This is a genomic window from Rhodococcus sp. SGAir0479 (assembly GCF_005484805.1).
GTDB lineage: Bacteria > Actinomycetota > Actinomycetes > Mycobacteriales > Mycobacteriaceae > Prescottella.
On record NZ_CP039432.1, the window covers coordinates 1,021,998 to 1,039,804 of the forward strand.

General features: G+C 71.3%; 18 protein-coding genes. 10 read left to right on the forward strand and 8 right to left on the reverse strand.

The window, feature by feature from the left end; translation table 11 throughout:
- Window positions 1–122: 122 nt before the first annotated feature.
- Entirely contained in the window at window positions 123–2,723 is a 2,601-nt protein-coding gene (gene glgP / locus E7742_RS04735; RefSeq protein WP_137797890.1) for an alpha-glucan family phosphorylase, read from the forward strand.
- 39 nt (window positions 2,724–2,762) lie between these two features.
- On the opposite strand, the gene gabT is transcribed toward glgP, so the two are convergent.
- From gabT to E7742_RS04765, 6 genes are all read right to left on the reverse strand, one after another.
- Window positions 2,763–4,115, reverse strand: a complete 1,353-nt coding sequence (gene gabT, locus E7742_RS04740) for a 4-aminobutyrate--2-oxoglutarate transaminase (RefSeq protein WP_137797891.1) — start codon at window positions 4,113–4,115, stop codon at window positions 2,763–2,765.
- A gap of 19 nt (window positions 4,116–4,134) precedes the next feature.
- Window positions 4,135–5,718, reverse strand: coding sequence for an ABC transporter permease (locus tag E7742_RS04745; protein WP_441346910.1), 1,584 nt, complete (start codon window positions 5,716–5,718; stop codon window positions 4,135–4,137).
- A 65-nt stretch (window positions 5,719–5,783) separates the two neighbouring features.
- The gene (locus tag E7742_RS04750) at window positions 5,784–6,704 is read right to left on the reverse strand and encodes an ABC transporter ATP-binding protein (RefSeq protein ID WP_137797893.1); all 921 of its coding nucleotides are present in this window, start codon (window positions 6,702–6,704) and stop codon (window positions 5,784–5,786) included.
- Window positions 6,705–6,761: 57 nt separating this feature from the next.
- Complete coding sequence (locus E7742_RS04755) at window positions 6,762–8,822, reverse strand: ATP-dependent DNA helicase (RefSeq protein WP_137797894.1); 2,061 nt, start codon at window positions 8,820–8,822, stop codon at window positions 6,762–6,764.
- Window positions 8,823–8,847: 25 nt separating this feature from the next.
- Window positions 8,848–9,423, reverse strand: a complete 576-nt coding sequence (locus E7742_RS04760; RefSeq protein WP_137797895.1) for an isochorismatase family protein — start codon at window positions 9,421–9,423, stop codon at window positions 8,848–8,850.
- Window positions 9,420–10,823 (reverse strand): nicotinate phosphoribosyltransferase, encoded by a 1,404-nt coding sequence (locus tag E7742_RS04765; RefSeq protein WP_441346911.1) that lies wholly within the window; start codon window positions 10,821–10,823, stop codon window positions 9,420–9,422. Before E7742_RS04765 ends, E7742_RS04760 begins: the two co-directional genes overlap by 4 nt.
- 73 nt (window positions 10,824–10,896) lie before the next feature.
- Between E7742_RS04765 and clpS the strand changes: the two genes are divergently transcribed.
- From clpS to rdgB, 7 genes are all read left to right on the forward strand, one after another.
- Window positions 10,897–11,250, forward strand: a complete 354-nt coding sequence (gene clpS / locus E7742_RS04770; RefSeq protein ID WP_137797897.1) for an ATP-dependent Clp protease adapter ClpS — start codon at window positions 10,897–10,899, stop codon at window positions 11,248–11,250.
- Window positions 11,251–11,298: 48 nt separating this feature from the next.
- Window positions 11,299–11,871, forward strand: coding sequence for an oxidative stress transcriptional regulator AosR (aosR, locus tag E7742_RS04775; RefSeq protein WP_137797898.1), 573 nt, complete (start codon window positions 11,299–11,301; stop codon window positions 11,869–11,871).
- Window positions 11,868–12,977, forward strand: a complete 1,110-nt coding sequence (locus E7742_RS04780; RefSeq protein ID WP_137797899.1) for a P1 family peptidase — start codon at window positions 11,868–11,870, stop codon at window positions 12,975–12,977. Before aosR ends, E7742_RS04780 begins: the two co-directional genes overlap by 4 nt.
- Window positions 12,978–13,027: 50 nt before the next feature.
- The gene (locus tag E7742_RS04785; protein WP_254699161.1) at window positions 13,028–13,669 is read left to right on the forward strand and encodes a rhomboid family intramembrane serine protease; all 642 of its coding nucleotides are present in this window, start codon (window positions 13,028–13,030) and stop codon (window positions 13,667–13,669) included.
- Window positions 13,670–13,791: 122 nt separating this feature from the next.
- The gene (locus E7742_RS04790) at window positions 13,792–14,550 is read left to right on the forward strand and encodes a cyclic nucleotide-degrading phosphodiesterase (RefSeq protein WP_137797900.1); all 759 of its coding nucleotides are present in this window, start codon (window positions 13,792–13,794) and stop codon (window positions 14,548–14,550) included.
- A 67-nt stretch (window positions 14,551–14,617) separates the two neighbouring features.
- Window positions 14,618–15,400: a ribonuclease PH gene (rph, locus tag E7742_RS04795; RefSeq protein WP_137797901.1), complete on the forward strand. Its 783-nt coding sequence runs from the start codon at window positions 14,618–14,620 to the stop codon at window positions 15,398–15,400.
- Complete coding sequence (rdgB, locus tag E7742_RS04800) at window positions 15,397–16,008, forward strand: RdgB/HAM1 family non-canonical purine NTP pyrophosphatase (RefSeq protein WP_137797902.1); 612 nt, start codon at window positions 15,397–15,399, stop codon at window positions 16,006–16,008. Before rph ends, rdgB begins: the two co-directional genes overlap by 4 nt.
- A gap of 65 nt (window positions 16,009–16,073) precedes the next feature.
- On the opposite strand, the gene E7742_RS04805 is transcribed toward rdgB, so the two are convergent.
- Entirely contained in the window at window positions 16,074–16,454 is a 381-nt protein-coding gene (locus tag E7742_RS04805) for a DUF3817 domain-containing protein (RefSeq protein ID WP_137797903.1), read from the reverse strand.
- Window positions 16,451–16,852, reverse strand: coding sequence for a transcriptional regulator (locus E7742_RS04810; protein WP_137797904.1), 402 nt, complete (start codon window positions 16,850–16,852; stop codon window positions 16,451–16,453). The genes E7742_RS04805 and E7742_RS04810 overlap by 4 nt, the downstream gene beginning before the upstream one ends.
- Window positions 16,853–17,119: 267 nt before the next feature.
- Between E7742_RS04810 and rpsP the strand changes: the two genes are divergently transcribed.
- Both rpsP and E7742_RS04820 read left to right on the forward strand, forming a co-directional pair.
- Complete coding sequence (gene rpsP / locus E7742_RS04815) at window positions 17,120–17,563, forward strand: 30S ribosomal protein S16 (protein WP_137797905.1); 444 nt, start codon at window positions 17,120–17,122, stop codon at window positions 17,561–17,563.
- Complete coding sequence (locus tag E7742_RS04820; RefSeq protein WP_005513947.1) at window positions 17,563–17,805, forward strand: RNA-binding protein; 243 nt, start codon at window positions 17,563–17,565, stop codon at window positions 17,803–17,805. Before rpsP ends, E7742_RS04820 begins: the two co-directional genes overlap by 1 nt.
- The last annotated feature ends 2 nt before the right edge of the window (window positions 17,806–17,807 follow it).

Here is a 17,807-nt window from a genome sequence, read left to right on the forward strand (position 1 = left end):
GGATGGTGACGGGTCAACGGTAGTTCAGAGGTTCGGGCGGCGCGGGGATCGCGCGGCACCGAATCGGCGGGACGGGTTTCACCGCTCGATCACCGGGCGCGGTTGTCGGTAGTGTTCGCGGCGTGAAAGCCCTGCGTCGGTTCACCGTCCGAGCCCATCTGCCCGAGCGCCTCGCGGCGCTGGGGCCGCTGTCGACCAACCTGCGGTGGTCGTGGCATCCGCCGACCCAGGACCTCTTCGCGTCGATCGATCCGGAGCTGTGGGCGCGGTTGCGCCACGATCCGGTCCGGATGCTCGGCGAGGTAGACCCGTACCGGCTCGACGATCTCGCGGTCGATTCCACCTTCCTGGCGGATCTGGACCGCGCCGCCGCGGACCTCGACGACTACCTGACCCGCCCGCGGTGGTATCAGCATCAACTCGGCAAGGGCGCCGAGCTGGCGACCGGCGTCGCGTACTTCTCCATGGAGTTCGGCGTCACCGAGGTGTTGCCGAACTACTCCGGCGGGCTCGGCATCCTGGCCGGCGACCACCTGAAGGCGGCGTCGGATCTGGGGCTCCCGCTCATCGGCGTCGGGCTGCTCTACCGGTCGGGATACTTCCGGCAGTCGCTCACCGCCGACGGCTGGCAGGCCGAGCACTATCCCGCGCACGACCCCCAGGGCCTACCGCTGCGCCTGCTCACCGAGAGCGGGACCGACGGCGTCCGCGGCGCCCCCGTGCTGGTCCACGTCGCGATGCCGGGCGGTCGGGTGTTGCGTGCGCGGGTGTGGATCGCGCAGGTGGGCCGGGTGCCGCTGTTGCTGCTGGACTCCGACATCGCCGAGAACGACCCGGAGCTGCGGGCGGTCACCGACCGGCTGTACGGCGGCGATCAGGACCACCGCATCAAGCAGGAGATCCTGGCCGGGGTCGGGGGTGTCCGGGCGGTCCGCGCCTACACCCGCGCGCACGGTCTGCCCGATCCCGAGGTGTTCCACATGAACGAGGGGCACGCCGGATTCCTGGGTCTCGAACGCATCCGCGAACTGGTCACCGGTTCCGGTCTCGACTTCGACGCTGCCCTCGCCGCGGTCCGTGCGGGCACCGTCTTCACCACCCACACTCCGGTCCCGGCGGGCATCGACCGGTTCCCGGCGGATCTGGTGCGCCGCTACTTCGGTGGCAGTGAGGGCGAACGCGAGTCGACGCTGTTGCCCGGGCTGGCGGTCGACCGCGTCCTCGGGCTCGGCGCCGAGAACGATCCCGGCGTGTTCAACATGGCGCACATGGGGCTGCGCCTGGGCCAGCGCGCCAACGGCGTCTCGAAACTGCACGGCGAGGTCAGCCGGGAGATGTTCGAGTCGCTGTGGCCGGGGTTCGACGCCGCGGAGGTGCCGATCGGATCGGTGACCAACGGGGTCCACGCCCCGACCTGGGCGGCTCGGGAGTGGATGGATCTGGGCCGGCGCCTGGTGGGTCCCGACATGCTGGAGGAGGCCCGCGGCTGGGAACGGTTGCGCGAGGCCGATCCGGCCGAGCTGTGGTCCACCCGCAGCGTGCTGCGGGCGCGGCTGGTGGACGAGGTGCGCCGACGGGTCCGCGCGTCGTGGCTCGAGCGCGGCGCCACCGAGGCCGAGCTCGGCTGGACCGCGCAGGTGTTCGACCCGAACGTGCTGACCGTGGGCTTCGCGCGCCGCGTCCCCACCTACAAGCGCCTGACGCTGATGCTGCGCGATCCGGAACGGTTGCGGGCGCTGCTGCTCGACGAGCATCGCCCCGTGCAGCTGGTTGTCGCCGGTAAGAGCCACCCCGCCGACGAGGGCGGCAAGGCCCTCATCCAGCAGGTGGTGCGGTTCGCCGACCAGCACGACGTCCGGCACCGCATCGTGTTCCTGCCCGACTACGACATGTCGATGGCCCGTTACCTGTACTGGGGCTGCGACGTGTGGCTCAACAACCCGCTGCGGCCGCTCGAGGCGTGCGGGACGTCGGGCATGAAGTCGGCGCTCAACGGCGGCCTCAACCTGTCCATCCGCGACGGCTGGTGGGACGAGATGTTCGACGGCGGGAACGGGTGGGCGATCCCGACCGCCGACGGCGTCGCCGACGAGGTCCGGCGGGACGACCTCGAGGCCACGGCGCTGTACGAACTGCTCGAACGGTCGGTGCTGCCCCGGTTCTACGACCGCGACGACACCGGGCTGCCGACCCGCTGGATCGAGATGGTGCGGCACACCCTGCAGAGCCTCGGACCGAAGGTGCTGGCGTCGCGCATGGTCCGCGACTACGCGGTCGAGTACTACGCGCCCGCCGCGGTCGCGTCCCGGAACGTGCTGCCCGACAACTTCTCCGGCGCCCGGGAGATCGCCGGGTACCGACGCCGGGTCGAGACCGCCTGGCCGGGGGTGCAGGTGGCGCAGGTCGACAGCGCGGGCCTGCCCGACGACCCGGAGATCGGCGCCGACCTCTCGCTGCGTGCGTTCGTCCGCCTCGGCGGCCTGTCGCCGCAGGATGTGGTCGTGCAGGCAGTGCTGGGACGGGTCGGTGCGAACGAGGACCTCACCGACGTCACGACCGTGCCGATGGCGCACACCGGGACCGACGGACTCGGCGAGGTGTTCGAGGCGATCACGCCGCTGCCGGTGTCGGGGTCGGTGGGCTACACGGTCCGGGTCCTGCCGCATCACCGACTGCTCGCCACCGACGCCGAGTTGGGACTGGTAGCCGCGCCGTACGTGTGACGTGCGCCGGCGGCCACGGCGGCTTCCGGTCGCGGCCGCTCAGGTCGCGCGGATCGCGTTCTCGAGGACTTCGAGCCCAGCTGACAGAAGTTCATCGGGAATCACCAGCGGCGGCAAAAGTCGGATCACGTTGCCGTAGGTACCGCACGTGAGCACCACGACGCCGTGTTCGAGGGCGCGGGCCGCGATTTCCCTGGTGGCTTCCGGATTCGGCTCGCGTGTGCCGGGCCGGACGAACTCGAGCGCCAGCATCGCGCCGCGGCCGCGGACCTCACCGACGATGCCGACGTCGTCGGCGAGCGCCTGCAGGCGCGGCCGGGCGAGCTCCTCGATGCGACGGGCTCGGTCGCACAGTTCGAGATCCCGCATCTGGTCCAGCGTCGCGAGCGCCGCAGCACACGCGACCGGGTTGCCGCCGTACGTGCCGCCGAGACCACCGGTGTGCACCTCGTCGATCAGGTCGGCGCGGCCGACGACCGCCGACAGGGGCAGGCCCGACGCGATGCCCTTCGCGATCGTGGTGAGGTCAGGGACCACACCCTCGTGCTCGCACGCGAACCACGCGCCGGTGCGGGCCAGTCCCGTCTGTACCTCGTCGGCGACGAAGACGATTCCGTGGGCGCGGGCCCACCCGGCGAGCGTCGGGACGAAACCTGGTGCGGGCACGATGAATCCGCCCTCACCCTGGATCGGTTCGAGGACCAGCGCCGCGATCCGGCGGACGCCGATCTGCTTGTCCATCAGATCGATCGCGCGGGCGGCGGCCTGCGCCCCGGTCACCGTCGTCCCGTCGGGGGCGGGCGGCTCCCGGAACGGATACGACATCGGCATCCGGTACACCTCGGGCACGAACGGGCCGAAACCGTCCTTGTACGGCACGTTCTTCGCGGTCAGCGCCATCGTGAGGTTGGTCCGTCCGTGGTACGCGTGGTCGAACGCGACGACGGCGTTGCGTCCGGTGGCGTGCCGAGCAATCTTCACGGCGTTCTCGACGGCCTCGGCGCCCGAGTTGAACAGCACCGCCCGTTTGTCGTGGTCGCCGGGCGTGAGCGCGACCAGGCGCTCGGCGACCGCGACGTACTCCTCGTACGGCGTGACCATGAAGCAGGTGTGTGTGAACCGCGTCGCCTGCTCCCGCACGGCGGCGGCCACGACGGGGTTGGATGCGCCCACCCCGGTCACCGCGATGCCCGAGCCCAGATCGACGAGCGAGTTGCCGTCCACGTCGACGATGACGCCGCCGTCGGCATCCGCCGCGTACACGGGGACCACCGAGGCGACGCACGCGCCGACGGCCGCGCGGCGGCGGGCGGCGAGGTCGCGCGAGCGCGGCCCGGGCAGATCGGTACGCAGCAGCAGTTGCTGGGAAAGCCGGTAGTCGATATCGGGCACGGGGACCTCCCGGACGCAGTCAGGACTGGATGTCGCGGCGCCGAAAGCCGATGAGGGCCGACGCGTACAACGTGGCCGCGAGCACGACCAGCACGATCAGCGGGACGATGTCGAACTCGTCGGCGGGCAGGTTCGGCGTCCAGTGGAACGGTGAGGCCCAGCCGGTCCAGTCCGGCAGCACCTCGAGGAACATGCCGATGACGAGCGCATAGCCGAGGTAGACCCACACCACCGCGAGCAGCCGTGGGAACCACGCGTAGACCGCGGCGGTCCCGCCCACCACGGCCAGGGTCGCCGGCAGCAGATTCGCGGCCGCGCCCACGAGACGACCGAACATCGAGCCGTCGTGCAGGGTCGCGGCCGCGGTGATTCCCATCGCGGCGCCGGCGGCCAGCGTGATGAGCACGGTCGCGGCGGTGACCACCGCCAGCTGCGCCCCGAGCCACCGCAACCGCGACACCGGGGTCGACAGCACGTCCTCGGCGCGGCCCGCGCTCTCCTCACCCCGCATCGACTGGACCGCCGTCAGCGCGTACATGCACGCCATGATCGTCAGGAACACCAGGTACAGCGCGAACGCGCCCTGCGCCGCGTTGCCCTCACCACCCGGCAACAACCCGGCCAGCCGCGGATCCTGGTCGACGAAGTCGGCGACCTGCCGGCCGAGCGCCCCGGTGGGAAATGCGAGTGCGGCCACCCCGACGGCCCACGCGAGGATCTGGTTGCGCTGCATCCGCATCGTCAACGCCGCGATCCCGCGGAGCGCGGCGCCCGCTCGGGGCGGGCCGCCGCGCGGTGCCACCAACCCCGCGCCGACGTCCCGCCGGCCCACCACCAGGTACGCCGCCACCACCCCGACGAGGACCGTGACCGCGCCGAGCAGCAGCGGCCACCACCGTTCGTCGACGTAGGCACGGGTGGCCTGTCCCCAGCCGATGGGGGACAGCCACGACCACAGACTGCCGTCCTCCTTGGCGCGGACGTCACCGATCGCGCGCAGCAGGTAGGCAAGCGCGACGGCGACCGACCCGAATCCGCTCGCGGTGCGGGCGTGCTCGGTGATTTGGGAGAACAGCGCCGACGTGGCACCGAAGACGAGGCCCACCATGCACACCGCGGCCGCGAGGTTCCACGACCCCAGGGCCGGGAGGCCGACGGCGGTCAGACCCAACCCTAGGATCGCCCCGATCGCCACGTTCGCCAGCAGCACCACCGCCAGCCCCGACGTGATCGGGGCGAACCGGCCCACGACGCCGGAGCGCAGCATCTCCGCCCGGCCGGTCTCCTCCTCGGTGCGCAGATGCAGCGTCACCAGCAGTACCGACATGAGCGCGACCGCGATCATCGTCATTCCGGCGATCTCGTTGGCGACCATGGCGCCCAGGGTGTAGTCCGACAGCCCGTAGCCCGGTCCGGCCAGCGCGGTGGCGGCGGGGGACTCGATCAGAGCGGCCCGCGCCTGCCGCGCCTCGGGGGTGGGATAGAGGTTTCGGTAGCTCGACGCCAGCAGCACCGTGGCCCCGCCCACCGCGAACACCCACGCGGGCAGGCGGATCCGGTCGATGCGCAACGCCAGGCGCGTCAGCGTCCAGGTGCCGGCCAGCGGACTCGCCGTTCCGGCGGCGCGGGGGTGTACGGCCGGTGGCCGCACCGGGGCGGACCGGGTGGTCAACGGTGCTCGATGCCCAGCGACTCGAACTCGTCGCTGTACTCCCGTAGGAACAGGTCCTCGAGCGTCGGTGGGTTCGCGGTGATGGTACGGATCCCCAGTCCCGCGAGCGTCGACATCACCGTGTCGACGTGGTCGGTGTCGACGTCGAAGGTCATCCCGTGGTCCCGATCGTCGAGGGGCCTCACGTTGTGCACGCCCGACACCGACGCGAAACCGTCGGGGGAGCGCTGCGTCGTCACCGTCACCGTCGTCCGGGTCAGGTGGCGCAGTTCGGCCAGCGTGCCGCTCTGCACGGTCCTCCCCGCGCGGATGATCGTCACCACCTCGCACAGCGACTCCACCTCGGCGAGGATGTGGCTCGACAGCAGGATCGTGCGGCCGGCCCGAGCCGCCTCACCGATGCACTGCTGGAACACCGCCTCCATCAACGGATCCAGCCCGGACGTCGGCTCGTCCAGGATCAGCAGCTGCGCGTCCGCGGCCAGCGCCGCGACCAGCGCAACCTTCTGGCGGTTGCCCTTGGAATACGTGCGGCCCTTGCGCGTCGGGTCGAGTTCGAAGCGGTCCAGCAACTCCCGGCGGCGGCCGTCGTCGAGCCCACCGCGCAGGCGACCGAGCAGATCGATGGCCTCGCCACCGGTGAGATTGGGCCAGAGGTTCACGTCCCCCGGCACGTACGCGAGGTGCCGGTGCAGGGTGACCGCGTCACGCCACGGATCGACCCCGAGGACCGAGACGGCGCCCCCGTCGGCACGGAGCAGCCCCAGCAGGACTCGGATCGTGGTCGACTTCCCGGACCCGTTGGGACCGAGGAACCCGTGCACCTCGCCGGCCCCCACCTCGAGATCGAGGCCGTCGAGCGCGTGGACGTCACCGAAGCGCTTGGTGAGTCCGCGAACCGAGATCACCGGGTCCATCGCCCGAGCATAGGACGCGCGCCGCGGCGGCGACCGGCTTTTCCGGCCCGGCGGTGGTCAGGCCTGCGGCCGCGACGCCGCGATGCGCTCGAGCGCCTGACGGACCACCCGGGGATCGGCGGTCTCCCAGAACGGCGGCAGCGACGCGCGCAGGTATCCGCCGTAGCGAGCGGTGGCCAGACGCGAGTCGAGCACCGCGACCACCCCCTTGTCGTCCGTGCTGCGTAGAAGCCGGCCGACGCCCTGCGCCAACAGCAGCGCCGCGTGATTGGCGGCGACGGACAGGAACCCGTTGCCGCCGCGGGACTCCACCGCCTGCTGGCGGGCCACCAGCAGCGGGTCGTCGGGGCGCGGGAACGGGATCCGGTCGAGGATCACCAGGCTCAGCGACGGGCCCGGCACGTCGACGCCCTGCCACAGCGACAGAGTGCCGAACAGGGTGGTCGGCTCGTCCTCGGCGAACCGCCTGACCAGCGTGCCGGTCGCGTCGTCGCCCTGGCACAGGATCGGGACGTCGAGCCGCTCGCGCATCTCCTCCGCCGCGGCCTTCGCGGCCCGCATCGACGAGAACAGCCCCAGCGTGCGGCCACCGGCCGCGGTCACCAGCTCGGCGATCTCGTCCATGAACGCGGGGGACAGGCCGTCACGGCCGGGAGGCGGCAGGTGCCGCGCGACGTACATGATCCCGGCCTTCGCGTGGTCGAACGGTGATCCGACGTCGAGCGAGTTCCAGCGCAGCGCGCCGGCGTCCGACGGGGCCTCCTTGCCGATCGCGGTGGCGGTACTGCTCCGCGACGGCGATTCCGGCGGCAACCCCCAGTTCACCGCGAGTCCGTCGAACGATCCGCCGACCGTGAGGGTCGCCGACGTCAGCACCACCGTGGACTCGGCGAACAGGCTCGCGCGCAGCAGCCCGCCCACCGAGAGCGGAGCCATCCGTACCACCCGCCGGACGTGGCCGCGGTTGTCCTCGACCGCCAGCCATACGACGTCCTTGCGTTTGGCCGGGTCCGGCTCGTCGAACGCGGTGAGCACCCGCACGGCGCTGTCGTGGATCTCGTCGATCACCGACAGCGCGGCGTTGCGGGCGGCGGCCGCCTCCGGATCGGACGCGGCCATGCCCGGTCGAGCGGGCCCGATCGCGGTGCGCACGTTCCACGCGGCGTCCCGGACGGCGGCCAGCGCCATCCCGACCCCGTCGGGCAGCGCGTCCCACCGGCCGCCGGGCAACTGTTCGAGCAGTTCCGCCCAGCCCTCCGCGGACGCCTCGAGCCGGTCGACGTCCTGTTCCTCGACGAGTTTGACGGCGCGGCGCGCCGCGGCGCTGATGGCCGACGCCGACAACTCCGCCGTCGCGACGCCGGTCACCCGGTCGACCAGCTCGTGCGCCTCGTCGATCACGACGACGTCGTGCTCCGGGAGCACCGCGATGCCGGAGATCGCGTCGATCGCGAGCATCGCGTGGTTGGTGACCACGACGTCCACCTGCGCGGCCTCGGCGCGGGCGCGCTCGGCGAAGCAGTCCTCACCGACCGGGCACCGGGACTTGCCGAGGCATTCGCGGGCACTCACGCTCACCTGGCGCCACGCCTGGTCGCTGACGCCGGGGACGAGATCGTCGCGGTCACCGGTCTCGGTGTCCGAGGACCACTTCGTCAGCCGCTGCACCTCGCGGCCGAGGCGGGAGATCGCGAACGCGTCGAACAGCTCCGCCTCCGGCGGATCGTCCTCCGCCATCCCGGTGTGGATCTTGTTCATGCACAGGTAGTTGCTGCGGCCCTTGAGGATGGCGAACCGGGGACGGCGACCGAGGGCCGACGTCAGCGCGTCGGCCAGGCGCGGCATGTCCCGGTCGACCAGCTGGCGCTGCAGCGCGATGGTCGCGGTGGAAACGACCACCGTCCGCCCGGACTCCACGGCGTGCCGGACGCTCGGAACGAGATAGGCGAGCGACTTGCCGGTGCCGGTACCGGCCTGCACCGCCAGGTGTTCGCCGGTGTCGATCGAGTGCGCCACCGCCGACGCCATCGTCAGCTGGTTGGTGCGTTCCCTACCGCCGAGCGAACGGACCGCGACCTTGAGGAGTTCGGGGACGTTCGGCAACTCTCGCTCGGGCACCGCAACAGGGTACTGCCCGGGTCCGTCAACTCCGGTCGGCGACCTGCCCGACGAGTTCGACGCCGGCCGCCTCGAGTTCCGCGAGGGCGGCGTCGACGGTGGCCGGCATCACCCCGGCGGTGAACGGCAGCAGCACGCGGGTGCCCAAGCCCTCCGTCACGGCGTCGAGCGCGGTCGCCCGCACGCAGTGATCGGTGGCGATCCCGACCACGTCGACGGTGTCGATGTCGTGGCGGCGGAGCCACGCCGCGAGGCTCTCACCCGCGTCCGAGACCCCCTCGAAACCCGAGTACGCGGCGCTGTACCGCCCCTTGGAGAACACCTCCTCGATCGGCGCGGTGTCGAGGGCGGGATGGAACTCGGCGCCGGGGGTCCCGACCACGCAGTGCGGCGGCCACGTGTCGACGTAGTCCGGACTGTCGGAGAAATGCGAGCCCGGGTCGACGTGGTGGTCGCGGGTGGCGACGATCGCGGCGTAGTCGCCGCGCGGGTAGAGACCGCCGATGTCGGCGGCCACGGCCGCGCCGCCGGCGACCGCGAGCGACCCGCCCTCACAGAAGTCGTTCTGGACGTCGACCACGATCAGGGCGCTTTTCGTCATGACTGTCCTTCCACGGCGACGGTCGGCTCGGCGGCAGCGGCCGCGAACCGGGTCGGCACGGCCGGCTCGCCGTGCGAGAGCTTGAGCCCCTCCCACGGCAGGCTCACGAGATTGCGCGCCACCAGCGCCCGGGCGTCCTCGAGAGTCGGCAGGCTCTCGACCACCGCGCCGCCGCGCACCAGCGGAATCATCAGCTCCCGCGATTCGAACTCGCCGGCTTCCGGCGCGGGCGCCCCGGCGCGGAACGTGACCTCCTCGACGATGGTGCCCGACGGCCGGCTCAGACGCACCGCGCGCTTGGTCCCGCCCCGAGACCCCTTGTGGCTGCTGCGCTTCTCCACCGCCACCCCCTCCACCTCGACGAGCTTGTAGACCATGCCGGCGGTCGGCGCGCCCGAGCCGGTCACGACGGAAGTGCCGACGCCGTACGTGTCGACGGGCTCCGCGCGCAACGCGGCGATCGCGTACTCGTCCAGATCACCCGACACCACGATGCGGGTGCCGGTCGCGCCCAGACGATCGAGTTGGTCGCGAACCTGGCGTGCGAGCACGCCCAGGTCGCCCGAATCGATCCGCACGCCACCGAGTTCGGTCCCCGCGGCGGCCACCGCGTTCTCGACACCCTGCGTGATGTCGTACGTGTCGACGAGCAACGTCGTCCCGACGCCCAGCGCCGCGACCTGCGCGCGGAACGCCGCCTGCTCGTCCGCGCCGCCGTCGGTGGCGTGCAGCAACGTGAAGGCGTGCGCGCTGGTGCCGGCGCCGGGCACCCCGTGCCGGCGCACCGCCTCGAGGTTCGACGTCGCGTCGAAGCCCGCGAGATAGGCGGCGCGGGCGCACGCGACGGCCGACTCCTCGTGGGCTCGGCGCGAGCCCATCTCGATCAGCCGGCGACCGTCGGCCGCACTGACCATCCGGGCCGCGGCCGACGCGATCGCGCTGTCGTGGTTGAGGATCGACAACACCAGCGTCTCGAGCAGCACACACTCGGCGAACGTGCCGCGTACCGACAGGATGGGGGAGCCGGGGAAGTAGAGCTCCCCCTCGCGGTACCCGTCGATGTCACCGGAGAAGCGGAAGTTCCGCAGCCACTCCACCGTCTGCGGGGCCAGGAACCGCGCGACGATCGCGAGTTCCGGCTCGCCGAAACGGAATCGGGTCAGCGCGTCGGGGATCCGGCCGATGCCGCCGACCACGCCGTACCGGCGGCCGTCGGGCAGGCGCCGGGCGAACACCTCGAAGCTGCACGCCCGATGCGCGGAGCCGTCGGCGAGCGCCGCCTCGAGCATCGTCAGCTCGTACTGGTCGGTCAACAGCGCGGTACTGGCGCCCGCGGCGGAGTTCCCTCCGGCGGGGGCGGCGGCGTTTTCGGTGTCATGGGCGTTCTCGTGGGGGGCGATCACGCGCCCAACTTTACGATTCGGGCGTCGGTCACGGGTGTCGGGTTCCGAGCCCACGCCGTACCCTGGACCCATGGCGCCGCGCTCCACGATGACTTTTCCGACCGCTGTTCCGGTAGGCAAGATGCCCGCCGCGTCGCCGCAGATCTCGCCGGCCGAGGCCGAGATCGAGGAAGCGACGGAGGCACTGGACCGGCCGTGGGTGACCGTGGTCTGGGACGATCCGGTCAACCTCATGCACTACGTGACGTACATCTTCCAGAAGCTCTTCGGCTACAGCAAAGCCAAGGCCACGGACCTGATGATGCAGGTCCACAAGGAAGGCAAGGCGGTCGTGTCCAGCGGGTCCCGCGACAAGGTCGAGAACGACGTCCGGAAACTGCATGCGGCGGGTCTGTGGGCGACAATGCAGCGCGACAGCAGCTAGCAGCTGCTCCATCCATCCCATTCGACGGTAAGGATCCCGGGAACAGACGTGCGGACTTGGACCAGGAAGAACTCGCTCGGCGGACTGAAACTGCGTTCGGAGATGGATGCTCACGAGGCGGCCGTGCTGCGCTCGCTGGTGAGCTCGGTGACCGGGCTGCTCGAGGAGCGGGCCGCGTCGGCGCCCACCGACGAACTGGCGGCGCTCACCGGCATGCGCACCGGTAATTCCAAAACCCCCGACGACGCCGTCCTGGCCCGGCTGCTGCCCGACTTCCAGCGCACCGGCCCCGACGCGGTCGACGATCCCGCCCAGGGCAACGAGAACAGTGCCCTGCGCAGCCTGCACGAGCCCGACATCATCGACGACAAGATCTCCGCCGGTGCGGTGATTCTCCAGACCGTGCCCGCCGAGGGCGGCAAGGTCGTGATCACGCCCGAGCAGGCCGACGCGTGGCTGGCCGGACTCAACGACGTGCGGCTCGCGCTCGGCACCAACCTCGGGATCGACGCCGACACTCCGGACGAATTGGAGGAGGGCGACCCGCGGGCCCCGCATCTGGACATCTACCACTGGCTGACGTGGATGCAGGACTCGCTCGTCCAGGCGCTGCTGTCGTGAGCGCGCCGCTCCGGGCGGTCGCGGGACCGACGGATTCGCTGTGCGATGTCGCCGGCGTCCTCGTCGGGCACGAGTACCGGCGGGATCCGGATGCCACGCTCGGCGTCGACGGCGCACTCGGTTCGGGCGGTGCCACCGGCACCACCGTCGTCCTGGTGCCGTCCGGCGCGACGGCCGGTGTCGACGTGCGCGGCGGCGGACCCGGCACGCGCGAGACCGACCTGCTCGACCCCAGTCATTCGGTCCAGCAGGTGAACGCCGTGCTGCTGTCGGGCGGCAGTGCCTACGGTCTGGCCGCCGCGGACGGTGTCATGCGCTGGCTCGAGGAACACGGACACGGGATTCCGATGGGCCGACCGGGACAGATCGTCCCGATCGTCCCCGGTGCGGTCATCTTCGACCTGCCGGTGGGGGACTGGAACGTCCGGCCGACGGCGGACTTCGGTTACCGCGCCGCGGAGCGCGCCGGGAGCGTCGTCGAGACCGGGTCGGTGGGGGCCGGCACCGGCGCCCGGGCCGGCGTCCTCAAGGGCGGCGTCGGCACGGCCAGCGCGGTGATCGAGGGCGGTCCCGCGGACGGGGTCACCGTCGCGGCGCTCATGGTCGCCAATCCGGTGGGATCGGTGTGGGATCCCGAAACCGGCCTGCCGTGGGGGCTCACCCGCGCGGACGCCGAACGCCGCGGAATCCGGCCGCCGTCGGCTCGGGAGTTGACGGCAGCGAACGCGCTGGCGGAGAAGGCCACGGTGCTCAACACGACGATCGGCGTGGTCGCGACCGACGCACGCCTGTCGAAGGCGTCGTGCCGGCGGGTCGCGGTCGCGGGGCACGACGGCATGGCCCGCGCCATCCGTCCCGCGCACTCGCCGCTGGACGGCGACACGATCTTCGCCCTGGCCACCGGCACCCACGAGGTGCCGCCCCCGGCGGGGGTGCCGGCGGCGTTTCCGAACGAGCTGCCCATCCTCGACGCGGTGTGCACCGCGGCGGCGCAGTGCGTGCAGCGCGCGATCGTCGACGCCGTGCTGGCGGCCACCACCGTGGCCGGGGTGCCGAGCTACCGGGACGTGTTCCCCTCCGCGTTCGGGACGTCGGCCGGCAACTGACGGACGTTCGCGGGGCAGCGGCCGTCGCCGCCGTCGGTAGGCTCGGGTGCGTGACAGCCGGATTCGAACCGACCGTGAACCCGACGCGTGTGCCGCGTCCGCAATGGCAGCGTGCCGCGATCACCGTGGGCGCCTTCGTCGCGGTGCTGTACGTGCTCGAGGCGATCGACACCGTCGCGGACAACCGCCTGGACGGCTGGGGCGTCGAGCCCCGGACACTCGACGGGCTGTGGGGCGTGCTGTTCGCCCCGCTGCTGCACGGAGGCTGGGGCCACCTGTTCGCCAACACGATCCCGCTGCTGATCCTCGGCTTCCTGGTGTTGCTGTCGGGGATCGGGCGGGGGTTGGCCGCCACCGCGATCATCTGGCTCGTCGGCGGGATCGGGACGTGGCTCACCGGTGGCGCCGGCTCGCACATCGGGGCGTCCGTCCTGGTGTTCGGCTGGCTCACGTACCTGCTGGTGCGCGGCATCTTCGCCCGCAACGTGTGGCAGATCCTGCTCGGCGTCGTGGTGCTGTTCGTCTACGGCGGCATGCTGTGGGGCGTGCTCCCGGGACAGTACGGGATCTCGTGGCAGGGGCATTTGTTCGGAGCGATCGGCGGTGTGGTCGCCGCGTGGGCGCTGTCGTCGGACGCTCGCCGCAAGAGAGGACCGACCGGGTCGACGCAGGTGTCGCGGTCGACGCTCTGACTCGACCGTCACATCCGTCGACGGTCGCCGGTGCATCACAATCCGGCGTCGGATGTGAGGTGACGCCGCCGAAACGGCCCGAAGCTTTTTGAGATCCGGGTGGGCGTGGCAGCATAGTTTGCATGCGCATTACGGTCCTGGGATGTTCGGGCAGCGTCTCCGGACCTGACTCGCCCGCTTCGGGCTACTTGCTGACCGCACCGGGAACCCCGCCGGTGGTCCTGGATTTCGGGCCCGGTGTCCTAGGTGCCCTGCAGCGGCACGCCGATCCGGGCGCCGCCACGATCCTGCTCTCGCACCTGCACGCCGATCATTGCCTCGACATGCCGGGGCTGCTCGTATGGCGCCGCTACCACCCCAATCCGCCCACCGGCCGCGCCCTCGTCTACGGGCCCACGGACAGTGCCTCCCGCATCGGGGTCGCGTCCGCCGAGTGCGGTGGCGAACTCGACGACATCTCCGACACCATCGACCTGCGCAGCTGGTCGGACGGGCACGTCGCGGAGATCGGCGAGCTCATCGTCCAGGCGTTCCAGGTGAATCATCCGCCGGAGTCGTACGGGTTCCGGATCACCGGCCCCAGCGGCCGTGTCCTCGCGTACACCGGCGACACCGGGATGTGCGACGCCGTCGTGGACCTGGCCCGCGGCGCGGACGTGCTGCTGTCGGAGGCGTCGTGGACGCACAGTCCCGACCGGCCCGAGGGAATCCATTTGTCCGGCACCGAGGCCGGGCAGGTCGCGGCCCGCGCCGGGGTGGGCGAGTTGTTGTTGACCCACATCCCGCCGTGGACGTCCCGCGAGGACGTCATCGCCGAGGCCAAGGCCGAGTTCTCCGGGCCGGTGCACGCGGTGTCCGCCGGGGACGTCTACACCGTCTGACATCGCCTCGCGGGGCGACGGCGGCGACCCGGCCGGGCGTCGGCGGCGGCGACTAGGCTCTTCGAACGTGACGACACGAGAAGACGGTAGGGCGGACGACGAGCTCCGCGAGGTTCGGATCACCCGCGGGTTCACCAATCACCCCGCAGGTTCGGTGCTGGTCGAGTTCGGCAACACGCGGGTCATGTGCACCGCGAGCGTCGAGGAAGGTGTGCCGCGCTGGCGCAAGGGCTCCGGCCTGGGCTGGCTGACGGCCGAGTACGCGATGCTCCCGGCGGCCACGCACACCCGCAGCGGCCGCGAATCGGTCAAGGGCAAGGTGGGGGGCCGGACCCAGGAGATCAGTCGGCTGGTCGGCCGGTCTCTGCGCGCCTGCATCGACCTCGCCGCGATCGGGGAGAACACGATCGCCATCGACTGCGACGTGCTCCAGGCCGACGGCGGTACCCGCACCGCCGCCATCACCGGCGCGTACGTCGCGTTGGTGGACGCGGTGACCTACCTGCGTGCCGCCGGCCGGCTGGCGGATCCGCAGCCGATCTCGTGCGCGATCGCCGCCGTCAGTGTCGGTGTCGTCGACGGCCGGGTCCGCCTCGACCTGCCGTACGAGGAGGATTCGCGCGCCGAGGTCGACATGAACGTGGTGGCGACCGACACCGGCACGCTGGTCGAGATCCAGGGCACCGGCGAGGGCGCGACCTTCCCGCGGTCGACCCTCGACAAGCTGCTGGACTCGGCGCTGGCCGGCTGCGAGCAGCTGTTCGAGGTGCAGAAGGCCGCCCTCGCCGAGCCCTACCCTGGCAACCTGCCGACGGCGCCCGAGCCCAAGAAGAAGGCGTTCGGAAGTTGAGCGGCCGGATCCTGGTCGCCAGCCGCAACGCCAAGAAGCTCGGTGAACTGCGCCGGGTCCTCGCGGCCGCCGGCATCGAGGGCCTCGACGTGATCGGCCTCGACGAGGTGACCGAGTTCCCGGAGACGCCGGAGACCGGTGCGACGTTCGAGGCGAACGCGATCGTCAAGGCCGTGGACGGTGCGGCCGCCACGGGCCTGCCGTGCGTCGCCGACGACTCGGGGCTCGAGGTCGACGCCCTGAACGGGATGCCGGGCGTGCTGTCGGCGCGCTGGAGCGGCAGGCACGGCGACGACGACGCGAACACCGCGCTGCTGCTGGGTCAGCTCTCGGACGTGCCCGACGAGCGGCGCGGTGGTGCCTTCGTGTCGGCCTGCGCGCTCGCGGTGCCCGGACAGGACACCGTCGTGGTGCGCGGCGAGTGGCGTGGCCGGATCGCCCGCGCGCCCCGCGGCGAGAACGGGTTCGGCTACGACCCGGTCTTCGAGCCCGAGGGCGAGCAGCGGACCGCCGCCGAGCTGACGCCGCAGGAGAAGGACGCTGCGTCCCACCGCGGCCGGGCACTCGCGCAACTGGTGCCGGCGCTGGCGGCACTCGCGCGCGGCTAGCGGTATGCAACGGCGAAGGGCCCGTCCATCCGGACGGGCCCTTCGTGACGTGGCGGACGGACCGCTCAGAGACCGAAGTCCCGCTTGACCTGCTGGGTGCGCCAGTGCTCGACGAAGAACGACAGGAACGGGATGGTGCCGGCGAGCAGCGTGCCGATCGTGCGGCCCGCGGGCCAGCGCACCTTCACGGCCAGGTCGATCGTGAGGATCAGGTACACGAAGTACACCCACCCGTGGACGATGGCGATCCAGGTCGGCAGGTTGTCGACGCCGAAGATGTACTTGGCCACCATCTCCGCCGTGAGGACGAGCAGCCAGATGCCGGTCGCGTACGCGAGCACGCGGTAGCGGAGCAGTGCCGACGCGATCTTCCGGGTGTCCTGCTGGGTGGGCGCCGCTGCGGTCGCAGTCTGCTGTGGGGTGGTCTCGTCGGGGCCGCCGCTCACTTGTCGCTCCTATCGGGCTCGCGAGCCGACAGCTCGGCGAGGTAATCGTTGTACTCGAGCATCTGCCGGGCCTCGGAGTCGTCCAGGTCCGTGGGGTCCGCGTCGGCCCTCGGGCGTTCCGGCAGCAACCCCTCGGGGATCTCGGTCGGCTCGGCGGCGCGGCCGTCGGCGCCTGCGGTGTCCCCGTCGCCGTCCTCGAGTTGCACGAAGCGCCGGTAGGCGTAGACCACGAAGGCTGCGAACAGCGGCCACTGGAAGGCGTATCCGAGGTTCTGGCCCGTGCCGCCGACGGACTCGAAGCGGGTCCACTGCCACCAGCCGAGTGCCAGGCATCCGACGGCGGCGACGACGACCAGCACGATCAGTGCGGGTCGGCTCTTGCGACGGGTTGGGGCCACATATCGACGGTACCCGAGGCGGGGTGCACCACCGTAGGGGTGCCGGGTGGTTCTGCTCACCTGAGCTGCGGCGCAGCGGTCGCTCGGGCCGCGTTTCCGTTCCGCTCGGGTCGTCTGGCAGAATGAACCGCTGTTCGTCGCATCCGGTTACGTACCGCGCGGCGGTCACAGGAAAGAGGCAAAACCGGACTCACCATCCTGGTGGGTCGCTGAATTGCACGTGACATGTGCGCACTGGTGTGCGTGCTGAAGGAGATGCACAGCGTAATGGCTGTCAAGATCAAGCTCACCCGCCTCGGCAAGATCCGCAACGCGCAGTACCGGATCATCGTCGCGGATTCCCGCACCCGCCGTGACGGCCGTGCGATCGAGACCATCGGCAAGTACCACCCGAAGGAAGAGCCGTCTCTGATCGAGATCGACTCGGAGCGCGCACAGTACTGGCTGGGCGTCGGCGCGCAGCCGACCGAGCCCGTCGAGGCCCTGCTCAAGATCACGGGTGACTGGCAGAAGTTCAAGGGTCTGCCGGGCGCCGAGGGCACCCTGCGCACCAAGGAAGCCAAGCCCACCAAGCTGGAGCTGTTCCAGGCTGCGCTGGCGCAGGCCGAGAACGAGCCCGCCGCCGAGGCCATCACCCCCAAGAAGAAGAAGGCCGCCAAGGACGCAGAGGCTGAGGCTCCTGCCGCCGAGTCCACCGAGGCTGCCGAGTAATGAGCGCCGTTGTCGCCGATGCCGTCGAGCATCTCGTCCGTGGGATCGTCGCCAACCCCGACGACGTTCGCGTCGAGCTGATCACCGGACGTCGGGGACGCACCGTCGAGGTGCACGTGCACCCCGACGATCTCGGGAAGGTGATCGGTCGCGGTGGACGTACCGCGACCGCCCTGCGGACCCTCGTCTCCGGTATCGGGGGCCGCGGAATCCGCGTCGACGTCGTCGACACCGATCTGTAGTT